The organism is Marvinbryantia sp. (assembly GCF_047017445.1).
GTDB lineage: Bacteria > Bacillota > Clostridia > Lachnospirales > Lachnospiraceae > Marvinbryantia.
This window is the reverse complement of record NZ_JBKXTT010000008.1, coordinates 38,221-55,767: the sequence shown is the minus strand read 5'-3', so window position 1 is coordinate 55,767 and position 17,547 is coordinate 38,221. Positions and strand designations below refer to the sequence as shown.

20 protein-coding genes are annotated in these 17,547 nt (G+C 50.8%); 1 reads left to right on the top strand and 19 read right to left on the bottom strand.

The window, feature by feature from the left end:
• Positions 1-42: 42 nt before the first annotated feature.
• From ACLU9Q_RS10885 to ACLU9Q_RS10820, 14 genes are all read right to left on the bottom strand, one after another.
• The gene (locus ACLU9Q_RS10885; protein WP_412625250.1) at positions 43-414 is read right to left on the bottom strand and encodes a hypothetical protein; all 372 of its coding nucleotides are present in this window, start codon (positions 412-414) and stop codon (positions 43-45) included.
• 312 nt (positions 415-726) lie between these two features.
• Positions 727-1,191, bottom strand: a complete 465-nt coding sequence (locus ACLU9Q_RS10880) for a hypothetical protein (RefSeq protein WP_412625249.1) — start codon at positions 1,189-1,191, stop codon at positions 727-729.
• Positions 1,192-1,330: 139 nt separating this feature from the next.
• Positions 1,331-1,966: a hypothetical protein gene (locus ACLU9Q_RS10875; protein WP_412625248.1), complete on the bottom strand. Its 636-nt coding sequence runs from the start codon at positions 1,964-1,966 to the stop codon at positions 1,331-1,333.
• A gap of 3 nt (positions 1,967-1,969) precedes the next feature.
• Entirely contained in the window at positions 1,970-2,464 is a 495-nt protein-coding gene (locus tag ACLU9Q_RS10870) for a gamma-glutamylcyclotransferase (protein WP_178670034.1), read from the bottom strand.
• A 124-nt stretch (positions 2,465-2,588) separates the two neighbouring features.
• A complete protein-coding gene (locus ACLU9Q_RS10865; protein WP_262575297.1) occupies positions 2,589-3,137 on the bottom strand; it encodes a gamma-glutamylcyclotransferase family protein in 549 nt (182 codons plus the stop codon).
• A 2-nt stretch (positions 3,138-3,139) separates the two neighbouring features.
• Positions 3,140-3,493, bottom strand: a complete 354-nt coding sequence (locus ACLU9Q_RS10860) for a hypothetical protein (protein ID WP_412625247.1) — start codon at positions 3,491-3,493, stop codon at positions 3,140-3,142.
• On the bottom strand, positions 3,480-4,415 hold the full coding sequence (locus ACLU9Q_RS10855) for an amidoligase family protein (protein ID WP_412625246.1): 936 nt from the start codon (positions 4,413-4,415) through the stop codon (positions 3,480-3,482). The genes ACLU9Q_RS10860 and ACLU9Q_RS10855 overlap by 14 nt, the downstream gene beginning before the upstream one ends.
• A 253-nt stretch (positions 4,416-4,668) precedes the next feature.
• The gene (locus ACLU9Q_RS10850; RefSeq protein WP_178670042.1) at positions 4,669-5,712 is read right to left on the bottom strand and encodes a hypothetical protein; all 1,044 of its coding nucleotides are present in this window, start codon (positions 5,710-5,712) and stop codon (positions 4,669-4,671) included.
• Positions 5,713-5,861: 149 nt separating this feature from the next.
• Positions 5,862-6,035 carry a hypothetical protein gene (locus ACLU9Q_RS10845; protein WP_178670045.1) on the bottom strand — a complete coding sequence of 58 codons (174 nt, stop codon included), beginning with the start codon at positions 6,033-6,035 and terminating at the stop codon, positions 5,862-5,864.
• 86 nt (positions 6,036-6,121) lie between these two features.
• Positions 6,122-8,338 (bottom strand): DNA cytosine methyltransferase, encoded by a 2,217-nt coding sequence (locus ACLU9Q_RS10840; RefSeq protein WP_158370124.1) that lies wholly within the window; start codon positions 8,336-8,338, stop codon positions 6,122-6,124.
• 9 nt (positions 8,339-8,347) lie between these two features.
• The gene (locus tag ACLU9Q_RS10835) at positions 8,348-9,304 is read right to left on the bottom strand and encodes a hypothetical protein (RefSeq protein WP_262575299.1); all 957 of its coding nucleotides are present in this window, start codon (positions 9,302-9,304) and stop codon (positions 8,348-8,350) included.
• Positions 9,246-10,583 carry a site-specific DNA-methyltransferase gene (locus ACLU9Q_RS10830; protein WP_158370128.1) on the bottom strand — a complete coding sequence of 446 codons (1,338 nt, stop codon included), beginning with the start codon at positions 10,581-10,583 and terminating at the stop codon, positions 9,246-9,248. The genes ACLU9Q_RS10835 and ACLU9Q_RS10830 overlap by 59 nt, the downstream gene beginning before the upstream one ends.
• Before the next feature lie 18 nt (positions 10,584-10,601).
• A complete protein-coding gene (locus ACLU9Q_RS10825; RefSeq protein WP_158370130.1) occupies positions 10,602-10,829 on the bottom strand; it encodes a hypothetical protein in 228 nt (75 codons plus the stop codon).
• Positions 10,819-11,130, bottom strand: coding sequence for a hypothetical protein (locus tag ACLU9Q_RS10820; protein ID WP_158370132.1), 312 nt, complete (start codon positions 11,128-11,130; stop codon positions 10,819-10,821). Before ACLU9Q_RS10820 ends, ACLU9Q_RS10825 begins: the two co-directional genes overlap by 11 nt.
• Before the next feature lie 546 nt (positions 11,131-11,676).
• Between ACLU9Q_RS10820 and ACLU9Q_RS10815 the strand changes: the two genes are divergently transcribed.
• Entirely contained in the window at positions 11,677-11,862 is a 186-nt protein-coding gene (locus ACLU9Q_RS10815; protein ID WP_158370134.1) for a SymE family type I addiction module toxin, read from the top strand.
• Here the strand turns inward: ACLU9Q_RS10815 and ACLU9Q_RS10810 are convergent.
• The 5 genes from ACLU9Q_RS10810 to ACLU9Q_RS10790 form a co-directional block, all read right to left on the bottom strand.
• Positions 11,856-12,221, bottom strand: a complete 366-nt coding sequence (locus ACLU9Q_RS10810; RefSeq protein WP_158370136.1) for an HNH endonuclease — start codon at positions 12,219-12,221, stop codon at positions 11,856-11,858. The two genes, ACLU9Q_RS10815 and ACLU9Q_RS10810, sit on opposite strands and share 7 nt — an antisense overlap.
• 584 nt (positions 12,222-12,805) lie before the next feature.
• The gene (locus tag ACLU9Q_RS10805; protein ID WP_412625245.1) at positions 12,806-13,213 is read right to left on the bottom strand and encodes a type II toxin-antitoxin system VapC family toxin; all 408 of its coding nucleotides are present in this window, start codon (positions 13,211-13,213) and stop codon (positions 12,806-12,808) included.
• A complete protein-coding gene (locus tag ACLU9Q_RS10800) occupies positions 13,197-13,439 on the bottom strand; it encodes a type II toxin-antitoxin system Phd/YefM family antitoxin (RefSeq protein WP_412625244.1) in 243 nt (80 codons plus the stop codon). Before ACLU9Q_RS10800 ends, ACLU9Q_RS10805 begins: the two co-directional genes overlap by 17 nt.
• A gap of 75 nt (positions 13,440-13,514) precedes the next feature.
• Positions 13,515-14,591: a methionine adenosyltransferase gene (metK, locus tag ACLU9Q_RS10795; RefSeq protein ID WP_412625243.1), complete on the bottom strand. Its 1,077-nt coding sequence runs from the start codon at positions 14,589-14,591 to the stop codon at positions 13,515-13,517.
• Between the two features lie 508 nt (positions 14,592-15,099).
• Positions 15,100-17,541: a phage/plasmid primase, P4 family gene (locus ACLU9Q_RS10790; protein WP_412625242.1), complete on the bottom strand. Its 2,442-nt coding sequence runs from the start codon at positions 17,539-17,541 to the stop codon at positions 15,100-15,102.
• Positions 17,542-17,547: the final 6 nt, after the last annotated feature.

Genomic DNA, 17,547 nt, shown 5'->3' with positions numbered 1-17,547 from the left:
ACAGCCCCTTTGGGGGGGTATGCCTGTAGCTTCGTTGTAATTTTAAAGTTTAGTTTTTTCTCCGGTCAGGATGTTGACCACTGTGGTTCCTTTTCCAAAAGCAGCCTGCATCTCCATGCGCTCCTCTCCGGTTGCTGGCCTTACGCTTTTCCGGTATTCCGCGAGGGATTCAGAAACCTCTTTGTCCCTGGCCGCTGTGGTTGCCTCCACACTGACCTTGTCAGTGACCATCGCCAGCTTCTCCAGCATGTCGCTCATCAGCACCCTGCCGATGCAGTTGCGGGCAACCCCGTTTTCATCAATGGTAATCTTGCCGGCCTGCAGGTCTGCTTTCACCCTCTCCAGTTCTTTCTGTGCTTCCTTTTCCCAATATGCTCCAAGTTCCCCGCTCAGTTCCTTTTGAAATCTTGTCATCGCTGTTTCCTCCGCTTTCTCTGTTTTCCCTTTCGGTAGTAGCATATTACCTCTGGTTTTGCACATTATCCAGTCAATTCTGGGCCATGAATGTACCAAAGATACGGTGGGAAAATTGTTCATTTTATTCCTTCGCCCCTCTTATATCTGCCCGTGGAGCGCCTGCCAATGCTGCACTTTTCTGTTTGACTAATACGCCTACAGTGCCGCCACAGCCGGCCATGTCCGCCTTTTTCCCAGAAGGCCGGACAAAACCCGGCGAACGGCTTTTGAGGGGCTTACCGCCCCTCTCCCGGCCGATTACGCTTTTCTTTATTTCTCTTCCGCATCCCCGATGGAAAAAAGGTAGCCATGGGCTTTCTCGTATTCCTCACTCATAAATGCTTTGTGCCGGCTGTTAATCTCCACCAGTCCCTCCAGCCCGCATCCGTTCTGTGTGAAAAGCCATGCGGTTTCCACTGCGGAAGACCAGGTGGAGGAAAAGGTGAATTTTTCAATGCCGTATTCCCGGAGGCTGCCGATCAGCGGCTTTACCTGTTCATCCCAAATGGTATCGTTTAAATCAATATACTCATTGCCCCGATCCTGTGCCTCGCTGTATAGCCGGTAGATTCTTGCGTAGGAATTTCCCTTTGCCGCGATCTGCTCCTCCAGTTCATGGTAAGCATCCCGCGAAGCTTCCTGCCCTTCCTTGCTGCCTGCCTTTTCAGCCTCATGGTACTGTGCTTTGATTGCCGCCTCCCGTGCGTATTCTTCTGCAAAATTATTTTTCTTCATGTTCTGTGTCCTCCTTGACTTTTGGGTGTTCCCCTTTGGTGTGACACATATTACCGTCAGGTACAGATAATGGCAACTTATATCTGAACTATAATGTACACAATCATTTCAAAGAAAAACTGTGCATTTTATCCCATGCTCACACCTCCGAATCATCACAGTCTGTCATTCCCATCATCAGTTTCATGTAAATATTTGTGTAGCGTTCTTTCTCACTGCCCTCACAGGCTGCCATTGCCCGCAGGAAGAACTGCTTTGCCTGATAACGGCTTTTCCAGATATCCTCTGTATCGTAGCAAACGGTTCGAATCGTCTCTGTACCACGTTCGGTGTCTGTCAGAAGCCGCCATACCCCATCCCGGAAATGCGCCGACAGGACGCTCTGCGGTAGCAGTTCCTCCGAAGGGATGTCTCTGAAATCCTCCCTGCATCCGGGATGGGCTTTTACCGTCTGGCCGGAAAGAAGCAGTTCTGTCTGCGCTTTATCCAAATCCACATACCCTCCCGGTGTCATCATGGATATCCTGTCATCCGTGTGCCTGCCAAGGAACTCCCGCACGGAAATCTGGTATGGCTGATCCGGCTTTAAATTTCCTTCCTGAAACAATCCCTCCAGGTATTCCTCCGCCGCCGTAACGTATTTTTCTATTGCTTCTTCGATCAGGCTGTTTCTGGAAACCCTGCACCCTTCCTGCCGGCTCCGCTCTTTCCGGATGGTTTCCAGTTCATCCAGTAAGGGCTCCGGCAGTCTGATATTCAAATTCTTTTTCCCCATCTGCTACCCCCTGCAATCGTCCTGATATCCGTTCAAAAATACTCTGGCTGTGCGTTTCCCAACGCTGTCCACAAGTGCCTGCTCCAGGATTGCTTTATCAAACCCGAAGTCCTCATAACCGTCTGCCAGCACCTTGTAGTAATAGCCTGTTGGACTGGCGAGGCGGCGGCGTTCATCCATGATATAGACCATTGCGGTCAGTTCCTGGCTGGCATCCGTTCCGGTCATTTGGACTGTCAATGTCAAATCCTTTTTGTAGTAAAAGTTGGGATAGCCCTCATAGCGGTCAAGGTTTTTTTCGTCACTGGGGGAAATCTCCCAGATGAGTACTGGCACCTTTTTTCCTTTCCTCTGTTCAATGGTGGCGCAGCCCTTAAAAAGCAGCGCGTAATCCTCAATGACCGCAGTCCCGATGACTTTCGCATCCGGGCAGCGGCAGACCATCTGTTCCACCGATAAGTTGCTCCCGTATGCTATGTAGTATTTTTTCCTGCCCATTTACTTTCTCTCCTTTCTTCCGCCATTCTCCGGCGGTATGGTATTAATCACTCTTTTTGCCGGTAATAGCAAGCAGTTTCTGCGCTATAAACTTACCAAATGTACCGGCCGCAGATTGTGTACTTTACCCTCGCTGGCAGCGTTCTATGTATTCTCCCGCAGCCCTGATCCCGATACTGTCCGCCAGCCCCTTATCCAGAATATCGGTATCAAAATTCCACTCACCGTACCCTTCATCCAAGAGCCGGAAATACTCCATGTCCGGTTCCCCAAGGGTGCGTTCCTCGTGCATCACATAAGCCATGCACCATTTCCTTTCTTTCATCCGCCTGCCGGAATCCAGCCTCGTGACAGAAAGCCGGAAATTCCGCTTATAATAATACCGGGGATACCCTTCATACCGGTCAAGCAGGGCTTCATCCAGTTCTGAAATCCTGTAGACCAACGCGGGTACACAGCAGTTGGCATCCTGCTCAATGGTTGCGTAGCTTCCGGTCTTGCTCTTTTTGAACAGGAGACGGTAGCCGGGAATGACAGCTGTGCCAAGCGCCACGGCATCCGGGCAGCGGCTTTTCATCCGCTCTAGGGAAAGGTTGGAACCGTAGGCCAGATAAAAACGGTTCGGTTTCCTCGCTGCCCCTGTGCTAAGCCCCAGGGAGAACATTCCTGCCATTGTCACTCACCGCCTTCCATTTCTTCCGGTGCATCCATTATTCCGGTCAGGGAATAGTCCACGCCCTGGAAATCCGCTTCGTTTAAATCGATCTGGCTGTCCTGCCACCAGTTCTCCACCATGCGGAGTGCTTCCTCCGGTGTTGCCTCCTTCATTTCTGATTCGTACACGGTGATCTCCCTCTGGTAAAGTTCCGACACCGTCACCTTAAATGCCCTGCCTCTTGGGGCAGCATCCATATGTTTCACCCTGTTTTCGTTTTTCATGATATCTTCGCCTCCTTCTACCACCCCAAGGGCGGTTTCCCGCCCGGAAGTGCCTGTGTATGCCGTGCCCGGTTTTTTACGGTCTGCCATGCCTCCATGCGCAGTTTCCTTCTGCGTTCCGCATGAAATACTCCCTTGCGGTTTTGAACTCGTCCCCGATGAATCCCAGCCGGAGCATCCAGCACCGTAAGGCATAGGCCACGTTTTCGTCCTGCTGTTTCTTCGGGCTTGCGTACCGCAGTTCTTTCGCAAGTTCGCTCATCGCAAGGCAGAGCTGGATCATGGATTTCAGCTGGCCCGCATGAAGCCCTCCCTGTCTGCCGTCTCCCGGTTCATCAAACTGGAAAAGCCGGAATTCGATGGTATGGTAGCGATTGAAAAAGCTGTGGAGATTGAGCATTCTGTACCGGGTTGACGAATAGTGTGAAGTGTCCCTCGCCCCGTTGTACCAGCACCAGCTGAGTGCCTCCATAGTCTTCGGTTTATTCCGGTTCAAACGCTCCAGAAAAGCCGGGTCTACCGTCCGGCAATACCGGCTCTGCCTCCAGCGGTCAATCCGGACCGCCTGTGTCAGCTGTTCCTCATGAGCCGCCATGATGTTGACCAGGTTCCGGATGGTTTGGGGAGTATGTCCCTGCCCTGAGATATGGATGTGGACTCCGCAGCCCCGGCTTGCCGAACTGCGTCCCCCTGCCCTGCGGAGAACCCGGATAAGCTGCTGGAGCATCCCGATGTCGCCGTATGTAAGGACCGGGGTGACCATCTCGCATTTTTCGCTGTCCGATCCCTCGATGCTCACATCCCTCTGGAATTTCCATTCCCTTCCCTGTGCGTCCCATGCCGACCAGGTGCAGTATCCGTTCCGGCCTGCTGTGTATTCATACCTTCCGGTTCCAAAGAATTCTGCCGCTTTCTTCGCTGCCTTTTCTCTGGTGATGTTGTTCATTTCTACCTCAACCCCGATGGTCTGATTTTTCATTGCCTCAATCTGTGCCCTTGTCTTTTCGTTCATGTTCGTTATCTCCTTTGCTAAAGCCGCCTGTCTGCGGTGTTTTCTGCTCTTTTGTTGTGTCTATATATCACTCTGAACGCAGATAATAGCAAGTTGATAACGGGCATAAATGTACCAAAGATCAAAGGAAAAATGTGTGTATTTTATGGCGGGGGAAATGCTTGATAATGCACATTTTCAGAGGTAATATCACTTACAATGGAGAAGGCGCCTTATCATTTCCCGGCCCCGGTTACTGACCGGGAGTAAAGGCTTATTCCTCAAAGCTGGCGTTGACTGCGGCAATGTAGGCGGCATCCGCCACAGCCTCCTCCGTCTGTGCCTCATCCAGACCATTCAATTCCGCATTCGGACGGGTATCTGCTTCCAGCTCCGCAAGTTCTATTTTCTTTGCCTCACGCTTCGCTTTATTTTTCGCTTTTGCCTTTTCCGCTTCCTCCGGTGTCCGGAATGCGGCGTGGCCGCCGAGGTTCTCCATCAGCACCTTTCTGGTAGATTTGTAGGCATCCCCGTTCATCCCAAGCCGGAGGAGCCAGATGCGGAATGCGTATTTTTCATTATCCGTGCTGACCTCTTTTGCCTGAATGCGTTTCTGGGAAAGCGCCATGGCATTCATCATGGCTGCAAGCTGGAGGAATGCATCAGCGTGTGGCTGGTCTGCCGGAACTGGAAATCCTGTGAAAGAAATCTGCTGTTCTGTGATCTGAAGCCCCTCCATACCGCCATGTGCTTCCATGTAATCTGCCAGCGCTTTCAAAAAGGTCTGGACTGTGGCAGTGCAGGCATCATCCCGCAGTCTCTCTGCCAGCTCCTTTTCCACACGGAAGTTCCCGCCGGATGCTTTGCTAAGAAGCGGGCCCCTGCTGTAGACCATGTTCACAAGGTTTCTTAGGGAAACTCCTGTATGTTCTCCCATCGGAAAGCTGAGTGCCAGATCCAACGGTTCCATTCCTTCCTGGGCGGCTGTTTCTTCCTGACCTGCTGCCTCTTCCCGCACCTCTGACTCGTATTCGCTGTCCGGGATGGGCTCTGTCTCTGCCTGCTCTGGTTGTTCCGCTGCCGCTTCGAGGATTCCCTCTGCATCCCTGATCAGCCCCTCGTCTTTTAACGTGGTCAGGATTCCAGGCTCTGCCGCTTCCTCTCCGACCGTAAGGCTGCCGTCACGCTCCACCGTATAAACTCCAATCTCATAGGCACATCTTGGCATCCTTGTGTAATGCGGGGCAGTCCCCGTAAGTTCCCCAAGCCTTTTTACCAGCTCTTTCCTGTCTGCTATGTTCAACTTAAATCTCATCATAACCTGCTGCTCCTTTCCTTTTCCGGTTCTTTCACCGGTATTCTTTGGCGTATGGTATTAATCACTCTAAAGCCGGTATAAGTCAACGGATATCCACGCAAATGTGCAGAATTGACCTAATGCACAAATCCAGGGGAAGGAATTGTGCATTAATGTAAGTTCCGGTCATCCTCCCGTTTTCTGCGCTTTTCTTCCATATCCTGTATCCATTTCATCTGCTCCGCATCATCGTCCTCGTCCCCGGCAGCCATACAGAGTGAAAACGCAGCGAAAAATGCGGCCGCAAGAAAAACAATGGCTCCGATAGCAATCAGCCATCCCATAAAGCATCCCTCCTATGTACTATGGCAGGGGCCTGCCCTGCTCCTTATGGTCTCCCATCAGAAGCAAAGGCATCCTCTGCCATCGTTCATTCCTCTGTTTCCGCCCCGTTCTGTGCAGCCCAGGCAATACCGGCCAGTACGAAATAAGCGCACGGCAGCGCGATCCCATTCCCCCAAAGTTTATACTCAGCGGAGTCCGAGTATGGATCTGCCAGCCATTTCCGGATCTGTTTCTCCGTCTTCGGCTTTTTCGATGTCCCCATGACCTTCCGGTGTGTTTCCCACACTTCCGTCCAGAACGCTATTTCCTCTGCGGTCGGTTCCTCGATTCCCAGGCCGGCACACCACCAGTCCGGGAAACCCTGGAGCCTTGCACACTCGGTCGGAGTCAGGCGGCGCACAATATAGTACGGTTCGGGTGCAGGCTTATCGTTTACCACTGGCGGGTCTTTATAATCCCTCGCCATCAAAGTCGGTGCTTTTTCCTTTACCACCTGGGAATATTCCCCGGTAGTCATGCAATAAGCCACAGCATGGCGGTCGGCCGCATCCAGCGTAAAGGACACATCCTCATTGATACCGCTGCCCTGCGGTCCGTTCTTATCCTCCCTGCCGATCATGCTGCCCTGCAGGACATAGGTCTGCTGTTTCATTCCCGGTTCCGCCGCAAGTGCGCCGGACTTATCTCCAAGCGCCCGTACCTCGTCCCTCTGGTTCTGCGTGAAAGCAACAATGGCGATCCCACCCTGGTTGCATCCCGGATTCCCGCCATTGGCATCCAGTGTCCGGCTGGTCTGCGCTTCATAAAACCCTGCCTTCGGATTATCGGATTTCATGGCGTTGCTGTCCTTGGAACAGATGCCGAACGCACCTACCACCAGTTCGCTGCACCGGGTTTCCCCGACATCAAAAGTATTCAGCGTATTTGCTACATCCCCTTCTTTCCAGACCTGGCCTTCCTCAGATGAATGCGGGCGCATCCCTTTGCAGAAAGGCACGAATACAGTCTGGTCGTTGTTGCATCCGAGGGTTGCTGATTTATCATCCTGTAATAAAATGCCTTTTCCCCCACCGTCACATCCGCTGCGGATTTTCATTGTCTTTGGTTTTTCAACTATAAAAGGCTGGTTATTGCCGCCCATGCCATAAGCGGCATTGACCGTAGGTGCTGTGTCCAGCGGTCCTTTATACCGGGTATCCTGTGAGTGGTTCTCATACATCACGGCTTCTGGCGGTTTCCCTGACTCAGCCATGACCAGCGGCACGTTCCCGCCGCCAGTCCCCATCCGGCCAGTCAGTGTCTGTACCTTATCGTCCTCAGAAATCTTCACACGGCTGTCCGCCGGATGGTTCTCCAATGCGACCGCCGCCGGGACGACTCCGGCCCGGAGCGTTGGGGAGGTTTCTTCTTCATACCCGATGCCCCCCGACTGTGCGGAATGCTCCGTACAGAACCCGGCCGCCTCCATCACGCATGGGGGATGGTGTGCCTCGGCCCGCAGGGTACAGGCGACCTCCTCGGTCACATCCATACGGCTCCCGCCCTGGTCATTCAGGACGATCCTTCCGGTTCCTCCGCAGCCTGCCTCTCCAGCGCGATCCGCAAGATCTCCGGCAGCTCTTTGCCACGCACGGAAGCCCTCCGCAGAATACCCCGACACGCCTTCGGACTCAAATAATATCTCCGGGGCACGTTCCCCTGCAAAATCTGCGACAAGGAAGATACGTTTTCTTCTCTGGGGCACTCCCCACCACTGTGCATCAAGGACTCTGTATGCGGCTGACCATCCGTCTCCCACATAATAGTCGGCGTAGGGCCAGCCTTTTTTACCAGGCGCAGGCACCTGGGCGGACGGTTCTTTAATGCCGATGACGGCTTCAAGGACCGCCCTGAAATCTTCTCCTTTGTTGCTGGAGAAAGCGCCGGGGACATTCTCCCAGCAGATAAATCTTGGTTTCTCTCCATTGGTCTTCTCCCTCATTTCTTTCACGATCCGGATCGCCTCATAAAACAGGCTGGAACGTGAGCCGTCCAGACCGTCCCTTTTCCCGGCGATAGACATATCCTGGCACGGACTCCCAAAAGTGATGATATCTACAGGCGGGAGGTCTGCCCCGCTGATACCCGAAACATCTCCATAGTGTTTCATCTGCGGAAGCCTTGCAGTAGTTACACGTACAGCAAATGGCTCAATCTCGGATGCCCACAGAGGCGTCACCCCGGCAAGGATGCCGGCCAGTGGAAAACCCCCGGAACCGTCAAACAGGCTGCCGAGAGTCAGTTCATTTTTATTTTTTATCATGATTTCCTCCTATGCTGCCAGCCCCTCCTGTTCCCGGTGCAAACGTCTAAACGCGGCATCCAAAAGTTCCGGATTTTGCGCCCATTGGATTCCTTCCAGCCTTTTCAGACAACGGTATACCACATAAGATCTCTGATCCGGTGTCGCGTGAGGGACGCCGGCAACACACTCCCTGTTCAGCCTGCAAAATTCACCAAAAAGCAGCTCTGCCGCCGCGTCATATACTGCTGCCGCTTCAACCTTTGTGTCATAAAGGCCAAGACTGATCTTCTTTTGGCAAAAAGTAATGACAGCGTTCCATCTTCCGCTTGTATGTTTCGCCAGACCTTTGTACCCAAGTGTATTCGTCTTTGGCATCCCCTGATTAAATGCATTCTGCTGGTCACAGCAAAACCGCAGGTTTTCCCTGCGGTTGTCAAGTTTATCCCTATTGATATGGTCTATTCTTTTCCTGCACTCCAGATTATCCAGAATCAAAGTGTGAAAATAAGTGAATTTCTGTTTAACGACCGTATACACATACCAGCCATCCCGCATATGCTTCCTGCTCCATGTGTGCTTCTTTGTCTTCTCAATATCAGCCGTATCAAACAAAAAGCACTCAGCATTGGACGTATAACCATACACAACCGGTCCGTCCACGATAAAGGTATTCTGAAATATTCCGCTCTTACGTTCCCTCACCTGCGCTGCTACACCATCGGGGATTGCGTCAATGTCCAGCACGGCATTCCTCGGCTTGCACTGGCTGCAATAAGGTACTTGTATTTTCTGGATACTGTCGCCGCGCATCACTTTTTGGTTTCCACAATCGCACCGGCAGTTCCAATAGAGCCGCCAGCCTTTTGTATGAGATAGGCTTTCCACTGTCCATGACTGGAATTTTCTCCCTGTCAAATCCACAAAATTAGACGGATGCTCCATTTTCCCTACCCGCTTTCTTCTTACAGCCCTTTTGTTTCTCATCCACGCTGCCTTCTTTAAAGGAAAAATCTTCATTCTCCAGGATATAAATTTCATCGCACCGGAGTTTCTGCCCGTTGCGGATTACCGTGATATCCACTGTTTCTCCTTTATACGCTGCATACCTGCGGACAATCGCAGATGCATACTTTGGATCAAGCTCCATCAGACAGGCAATGCGGTCAAGCTGCTCCGCCGCCATAAGGGTGGAACCGGAACCACCGAACAGATCCAGTACAATTCCGTTTGCCTGGGATGAATTCCTCATTGGATATGCGATCAAGGGAAGGGGCTTGCTGGTCGGATGCAGCTTGGATTTCGTTGGCCGGTCAAACTCCCAGATAGTGGTCTGTTTACGGTCACCGTAAAAATTATGCCGTGCGGTATCCTTAAACGCATAGATTACCGGCTCATGGCGCATCTGATAATCCATCCGTCCGATCACCAGCGCATTTTTCACCCAGATACAGGTTGTAGAATAATGGAAGCCTGCCGCAACCGTAGCATTGAAGAAATTCACCTTCTCCGCATCCGAATGGAAAATATAAACCGCCCCGCCGTCCGTCAGGTTCTCATACACATTTCTGAACGCATCCAGCAGGAATTGGTAGAACTTCTCACCATCTGTCCACTGGTCATTCATGATGGTCATTCCAGTACCACCCTCATAAGAACAGTTATACGGCGGGTCCGTGATACACAGGTTTGCTTTCTTCCCATCCATCAGAACCGCTACGTCCTCCGGTTTTGTGGAGTCGCCGCACATCAGCCGGTGCCGTCCAAGAATCCAGATATCCCCCGGTTCCACAAAAGCCTCTGCTTCTGCCGCCTTTTCCGTATCAAAATCATCTTCCTGCACATTTTTGTCATGTACATTATTGAAGATTTCAGAAATCTCCGGCGGCTCGAATCCTGTCTTTCCCAGATCAAATTCGCTGTCTTCCAAATCCTTCAGCAGATCAGCCAGCAGGGAATCGTCCCACGCACCCGTGATCTTATTGAGGGCAATGTTCAGCGCCTTCTCCCGGACTTTATCGACATCAACCACCGCACACGGTACTTCCGTATAGCCAAGTTCCATGGCAACAGCCAATCTCTGGTGCCCTCCCACGATTGTCATATCGGAATTGACCACAAGCGGGTCTGCAAAGCCAAACTCCATAATGGAATTTTTGATCTTCTCGTACTCCTTATCCCCCGGTTTCAGTTTCTTACGGGGATTGTATGCGGCCGGCCTGAGTACGCCCACCGGCAGCACTTTAAGTTGTGCAGTTTTCTGCATCCATGCGTCCTCCTTTACTCAGACGCGCATGACCTCTGAGAACGGCACGAAAAAAGAGCCGAATAAGAATCCCGGCTCCGCCTCTTTTCCGCCCTCCGGCGTCTGTTCATTCATGGGACACCACTGCAGGTTTTCTCCATTTGCGGATGCAAGCACCCTGTCCTCACAGTAGTCAATCTCATGTACGCAGATACCCATCGTATTGCAGACGCAGTACACACCGATGGTTTCAATCTTATCCTTCATTTCCCTCACGCTCCCTTCGTTTCGCCCGTCCTCTGTTGGCACAGGCATGGCTGCAATATTTCCTCACTCTCCCATACTCCCGGCTTGCCAGAAATGGTTTTCCGCACTCCGGGCAAATAGCCGTCCGGGTGGATTTCCAGTTTTCCGGGTGCGGGTTTCTGTTCTTCCACGCATACCTGCAGGGTTCCGAGCAGAATATCCTTGGACGGCCTCTGCCGTTTGGCGTGACCGCCGCACCGCAGTTGGGGCAGAACCGTTTCGCCATATCCTCCAGCATCTGTGCTTCTGTATTTGCTTCCATCGTTGCCCCTCCTCCTATGTGGTTCATGCTGCACCGTTTCCATGCTGCGCCGTAACCCCGCCCATTTTGCGGAAAAATCCCAAAAAACACATAAAAAACAGTGAGGTAAATTTTCCTCCTGTCAGCATGGATGCCGCATGGGTCGTTCCTGTTTCATTCCAGATTTTCATGTTCCACCGGAACAAACAAAAACACACAAAAGTTCCCATTCTATCAAGGGATTTCATGTGTTTTGGTTCATTTCGGATATTTATAAGATGGGGGCTGGCAGTGCTGCCGTGCCTCTTCGTCTGCTGGTTTCATTTTGCGCCGTAACTGCCAGACCCCCGGCCTATCAAATTCGCGGTTTTTTACGTTTGAGGGGGCGGCGGTCTCCGTGGCACTTCACCACAGAGAAGTAAACCCGGCCCCCGGCGGGCCCTTTCTGCCATAATGTACACAAGAAAAACCACGAAAATCTGTGTAGATTATGGCCTCGGATTTGCTGGATATATTCTGCTTTCAGAGGTAACATGACCGTACCGCAAAGAAAGGAGGCATGAACCTTTGAAAGAGAAACAGAAAAGGAACCGCCGCAGGAAAGTCTATTACACTTACCAGGGCAGGAACCTTTCTCCACAAATACGTCTGGAAGGGAAGTGGCTGGAGCAGCTTGGCTTCACAGCCGGCAGCTTCGTGTCCATCCAGTGTGAGGAAGGACGGCTGGTGATTAAGAAAGACACTGCTCAATAGGTGTAGGTCGGGTTGTTGTCTTCCGCCCGCGTCTTTTTATCATGACACTGCTTACATAAACTCCTCCAGTTGCTCCGGTCCCAGAACAGCTTTTGGTCGCCACGGTGTGGGGTGATGTGGTCAACCACTGTCGCCTTCACATACCGTGGCGGCTGTTTCTTCATACACAGCACACACAGCGGATGCGCCTGCAGGTATTCCCTGCTGGCTTTCTGCCATCTCTTTCCGTACCCGCGCTTTGCAGCTGACCGCACTTCTTCCGGGTGCAGTGCTTTGTGCTTTTCACAATATTTCTGTCCGTAGGGGACAAGAGCCGCACATCCGGGATGTCTGCACGGTGTGTTTGGTCTATATGGCATTATTATCACCTCCAATCAAAAATCGTCCACTTTTTTCTTTTTTCGTCCATTTTTTCTTTCAAACTGGACGATTCCATTTTTAAACAAATAAGCAACTAAACTATTGCCATTTCGTTCCTTGCTCTTTATAATAACAATGAGTTAGATGCTCGACATTCTTTACAGTGTGCATCTCATCCACTGTTTTTACAAAAACGCTTCGCAATGTGCGGCACAGAAACATTGCTTAACAGATTCCGTTCATGACGGCAAGAATATCATGAACGTATGTGTTTAGCTTCCGCAAGCGACGGGGTGCTGCAAAGCGTAGAATATCGCTTACTTGTATTCAAACTTCACTAAATGATGACGAGTGACGGTTCTGACTCGTCGGTAATATAAAAACTGACCGAGCGAAGATGATGTGTGACGGTTCTGACACATCGGTAAAATAATAATTGACCGGGCGAAGTAATGGTCTGAAAACTGACTTTAACCAGTCAGTTTTTTATTGTGTATCACTAGATAAATAGGCTAATATCCATGTATAAGAAAAGCCGGGGCGAATAAAACACCTCGGCTCTTCCACTTTTATTCTGTTGGTTTTAAATCCGTACGATCAGCTCAGACGGAGTAAATGCCACCACTTTGCTCTTCGCAAAATCCCTTACATTTCTCGTAATAATATAATCTGCGTGTACACGTTCGGCCGTCACGCTCTGAACAGCATCCTCAAAATCATCCCATTCCAACTCTGCAGCATGGGTAAGGTCTGAAACATTGAAATCAGCAAATTCAAAGATCAATGACAACGCCTTTAAAGTCTCCTCTATCTTCTTCGGGTCAAGTTCTTTCCGCATAATATAAACCAGATTAGCAAATGTTAATGCTGAAACATAACCTTTTGCCTTTTCTGTTTCACACAATTTCCAGACAACAGAGGAAGCCTGAACATGCGGCTCACGGTTCTGAAGGACATCCAACAGAATGTTCGCATCAATCAATAGCTTCATACTTTTCCTTCAACCTTTCTGCCTTTACTTCATCAAGGTCATAGTTCCCTTTCAGAATGCCGGTCAATGAGTCTGTCAGGTACGATACAGCAGCATCCTTCGGAATAAAACGCCCTACCTCCCGACCATTCTTCGTTACAATAATTTCCTGCCCGGACATAACAAGATTCAGGTATCTTCCAAAATTGTTCTGCATTTCTGTTGCAGTTGCGGTTGCAGTAATCATATCAACACCTCCTTTAGCTAATTTTAGTATATCAAATATTAGCCATTTTATCAATAGGTGTTACAATTTTTATTGTTATTCCTCCCATGGAAGTCCGGGCTTCCCGAAGTGCCCGTAGGCGGATACCAGGTTATAGTCCACATCTAACAACCCCAACCATTTAATAATCCCCCTCGGTGTCAGATCATAACTGTCACCCACATAAGCCTGGATAAAATCCAGCGGCTGGAACTCTGTACCGAAACAGTCCACATTGACTGACACCGGATGTTCCATCCCGATGGCATAAGCAATCTGTACCTCACACTGCTCCGCATATCCGGCCTGCACAATGTCACGGGCAATCTTCCGTGCCATATACGCTGCCGAGCGGTCTACCTTACTTGGATCTTTCCCGGACAGCGCACCACCGCCAAGCCTGCCGATGCCGCCATAGGTATCACAGGCAAGTTTCCTTCCTGTCACGCCGCAGTCAGCAAACGAGCCGCCGACCACAAACCGTCCGGTCGGATTGACCAGTTTCACGAAGTCACCATTCAGCCCGTACTCACAGGCAGCCAGCACCATCATTCCCTCGATGATGTGGCGGAAATCGCTGACCTCCACATCCGGGCTGTGCTGCACGGAGCAGAGGAAAGCGGTGATCCGTCCGCTGCTGTAATCAAAACTGACCTGCGCCTTGGCATCCGCCCGGAACATCTTTGACGGGTGGTTCTTCAGAAGCCGCAGGAACTTGGTCGCCACAGCAAACGGAACCGGAAGGAGCTCCGGTGTTTCATTGGTGGCATACCCGAACATGATGCCCTGGTCTCCGGCTCCGCCCTTATCCACACCAAGGGCGATGTCCGGGGACTGCTCCCTTACCATAAGGGCAACATCCAGCGGACTGACGATCTCCATCCTGCCGTATTCCGTCTTTCCCTTCCCGATACGATCCAGCACATCATCCACCAGTTTCCGGTAATCCGGCTGGTGCTTACTGGTCAGTTCCCCGGCAATGATCAGGCGGCTGTCCTTTAACAGACACTCAATCGCTACCCTGCTTTCCTTGTCATGTACCAGACAGTCCGTCACAATGGCATCCGCAACCTGGTCACAGATTTTATCGGGATGCCCGTCTGACACCTGTTCGCATGTTAAAATCCTGCTCATAGTTTTAATTCTCCTCTCGTTTGGTTTATGTATCAAAGCAGGCACCCTTTGCCGCTGCTCACCCTGTAGGGGATTCCCACAAAGTAAGCTGGCGCAAAAGATGCCTGATATGATTTATTATCTGCCACAATGAAGCCTAATGTAGGAGATTGTAGGAGATGAACGCATCCAAAAATCCGCATCTCCTACAATCTTCAAACCCCGATTTTCCTTGAAAACAAGCCATTTTCCTGATTTTCTTTTTCTGTTTTTACTCTTTTGTAGGAGATGTAGGAGATAAAATATAAATCCTCTATAAAAGAAACAATAAAAAATAATAACCTATTTTCTTCCTACATTTCCTACATCCCATCTTGAGGTGCTAAAAAGTAGCGTAAAATAAGGGTTTTCTTGAATCTCACGTCCCAAGAATTGTAGGAGGTTGTAGGAGATGAAAAAAACGTTATTCCTACAAAATACTGTTCTTTTGGATTTGAGTAACCTCACATTGTGGAAATAACAACCGTCTTTAAGCATCCGGAATCACCTCAAATTCCGGTTCCTCACCCGTGGCAAATTTCACATTCTCAACAACAGTCGTTGGATTTCCTCCGCCTGTCGGTCTTCCGCTGTTGTTGTATGTGTAATGCACTTCCATGCCCTTTCGGAAATTTTTCATATTTTCCGGCTTATAGCCGTTATCCCGGCACCAGTCCACATACCTCGTATAAACCGCCTTACTTGCCAGCTTATTCCCATACTCAGTAACCAGGCACTCCGTTGAAAACATGCTGATCCGGTCTGATTCCTTGTGGTAAGCATCGGTCGCCTCCAGCACGGATTTTGGCATAGCAAGCCCCTCTCTTTCAAAAAGCCTGTGCCCTTCCAGTAGCCAGTTAAAGATGCCGGACATATTTTCTTCCTCTGCAAAAAAAGCCTTCAATCCCTTGTCCTGTTCTTCCTCCTCAAAATGACGGTTGAACGGGATGATCTTGATACGGCCGGAATCAAACAACGTAAGGTCTGTGATGTTCGGCAAATGGTTCGTGTTGATGAATATCTTAAAATTCGGCCGGAACTCAAAACTGTTCTCATGCAGGAAACGTGCCGTGATGGAATCATTACCCGTCATACGCTTGGTAAAGGCTGCGTCCATGGTGAGCTTCTTTTCCGGCTCCGAGATGTTCACGAACCGGGAGCCGGCAAGCCGCGCCACTTCCTCTGTAGGGCCGTTGCTCTGTGCGTTGAACTTCATGGCAAGAAGGGCGGGATCGGCGTTGCGGCCGTAGTCGCCCATGATCCGCAGGAACGTCTCCATCATGGTACCTTTGCCGTTACGGGAAGTCGCACCGTAGAGAATAAACAGACACTCCATCCTTGTATCACCGGACAGTGCATATCCCAGTGCCTTCCGGATATACCGGATGCGTTCTTCATCCCCCTGCATGACCTCCTCCATGAACTGTGTCCATCGCGGGCAGTCTGCTTCCGGATCGTAAACGACCGGGGAAATCTTCGTCAGGTAGTCTTCCGCCCGGTGTTCCCTAAATTCCAGTGTTCTCAAATTCAGCGTCCCATTGGCAAGGTTGAACAGGTAAATGTCCCGGTCAAAAAAGGACATCGCCAGAGGATACACGGATTTCGCATCTTTTAACATGGTTTCCCGGTGTTTCCTCTGCTGTAGCTTGCGGATGCGGTCGATGAACCGCTTTCTGGTATCCTCCTCCTTGATCTTGATCGCATACGTCAAAAGTCGGTCCGCTAAGAGTTTTGCCAGTTCCGCAACTTTCAGCCCTCCCGTGTCTGCCCGCCAGACCGTCCCGTCATACACATACCAGATGCCCCGGTCACGGTTATAACGCGCCACGCCTTTGAAGTAGTCTGCGAACATATTTCCGACTCCGATCTCATCCCGGCCATAGCGGGGATTGGACTGCGGCTGCATCTCATCCAGAGTGATCTTGATCTGGGAAAAGTCCGGGTTATAATCCACCTCTTCCCCGTCAAGGTTCTGAAACTCATCCCCTGCGTCCGTGATGTCTTGCGGATCGACCGGAAGATAGATCGCACGGCAGGTGGACACAGCATTCCGGATGGAGATTGCCCCATAAGTAGTGCCGGCCTGCTGCCGGTCCCATTTGGGGCGCATCATGCCGGAGGTACGGAAAATACGGTCAATCTGCTCCTCGTCACAGCCGCACCAGAACGCCAGCATGGAAAGGAAACCCATATCCGCATCAGACTGGTTATCAAAATATTTCTGCCAGTTACCCTCGTAGTAATCCATGAAGCGTTCCCCATTGGCAGACTTCCCTGCGTGTTCCAGCACTTCCTGATCGGACAGATAGGAACACGGTTCAATGTGTGTGTTCACCACCTGGCTCTTTCGTTTCATCAGCGTATCCAGCAAAGTCTGAAGTGCAGGCATATCTGTTGGGACGGTTCCTTCCCGGTACTTATTTCCTGTCACCGTCACGAAACGGTTTGTCGCCCCGGCAAGATAAACCTCCAAGCCAAGGGTACGGTTATTGATGTAATAAATGGTTTTGTCAAAATTAAAATCCACATCCACATGGAAGAACCCGCGCAGGCCGGTTCCGGACGGGGATCGTTCAACATAAGCTTCTTTGAAGATTCCAAGCACGGAAGCTGCCACATCGTTGAGGCTCCCGTCCTCACGGATACAGTGGTCGATGTCAAAAGCACCGATGCCGTTATCTACCCGGATACCGATGCCGTCATACCCGCCCATTGCATAAGTTTTAATGACTGTGTTGAAATCCGAGAATGTTGCAGCGTTATTGCTCTGCGCCTTTCTCCCGGTTGCCGGGTCATAGGGTACCTTGGTAAGCCTTGCCGACCTGCCTTTTCCTTTCTCCATCTTCCATACACAGAACCGGCAGGACGCTTTCAGATCCGCCGGGATGTTTACAAAATTCACCGGCGCACGGCCGTTACTGGTAGTTCCCACAATTTA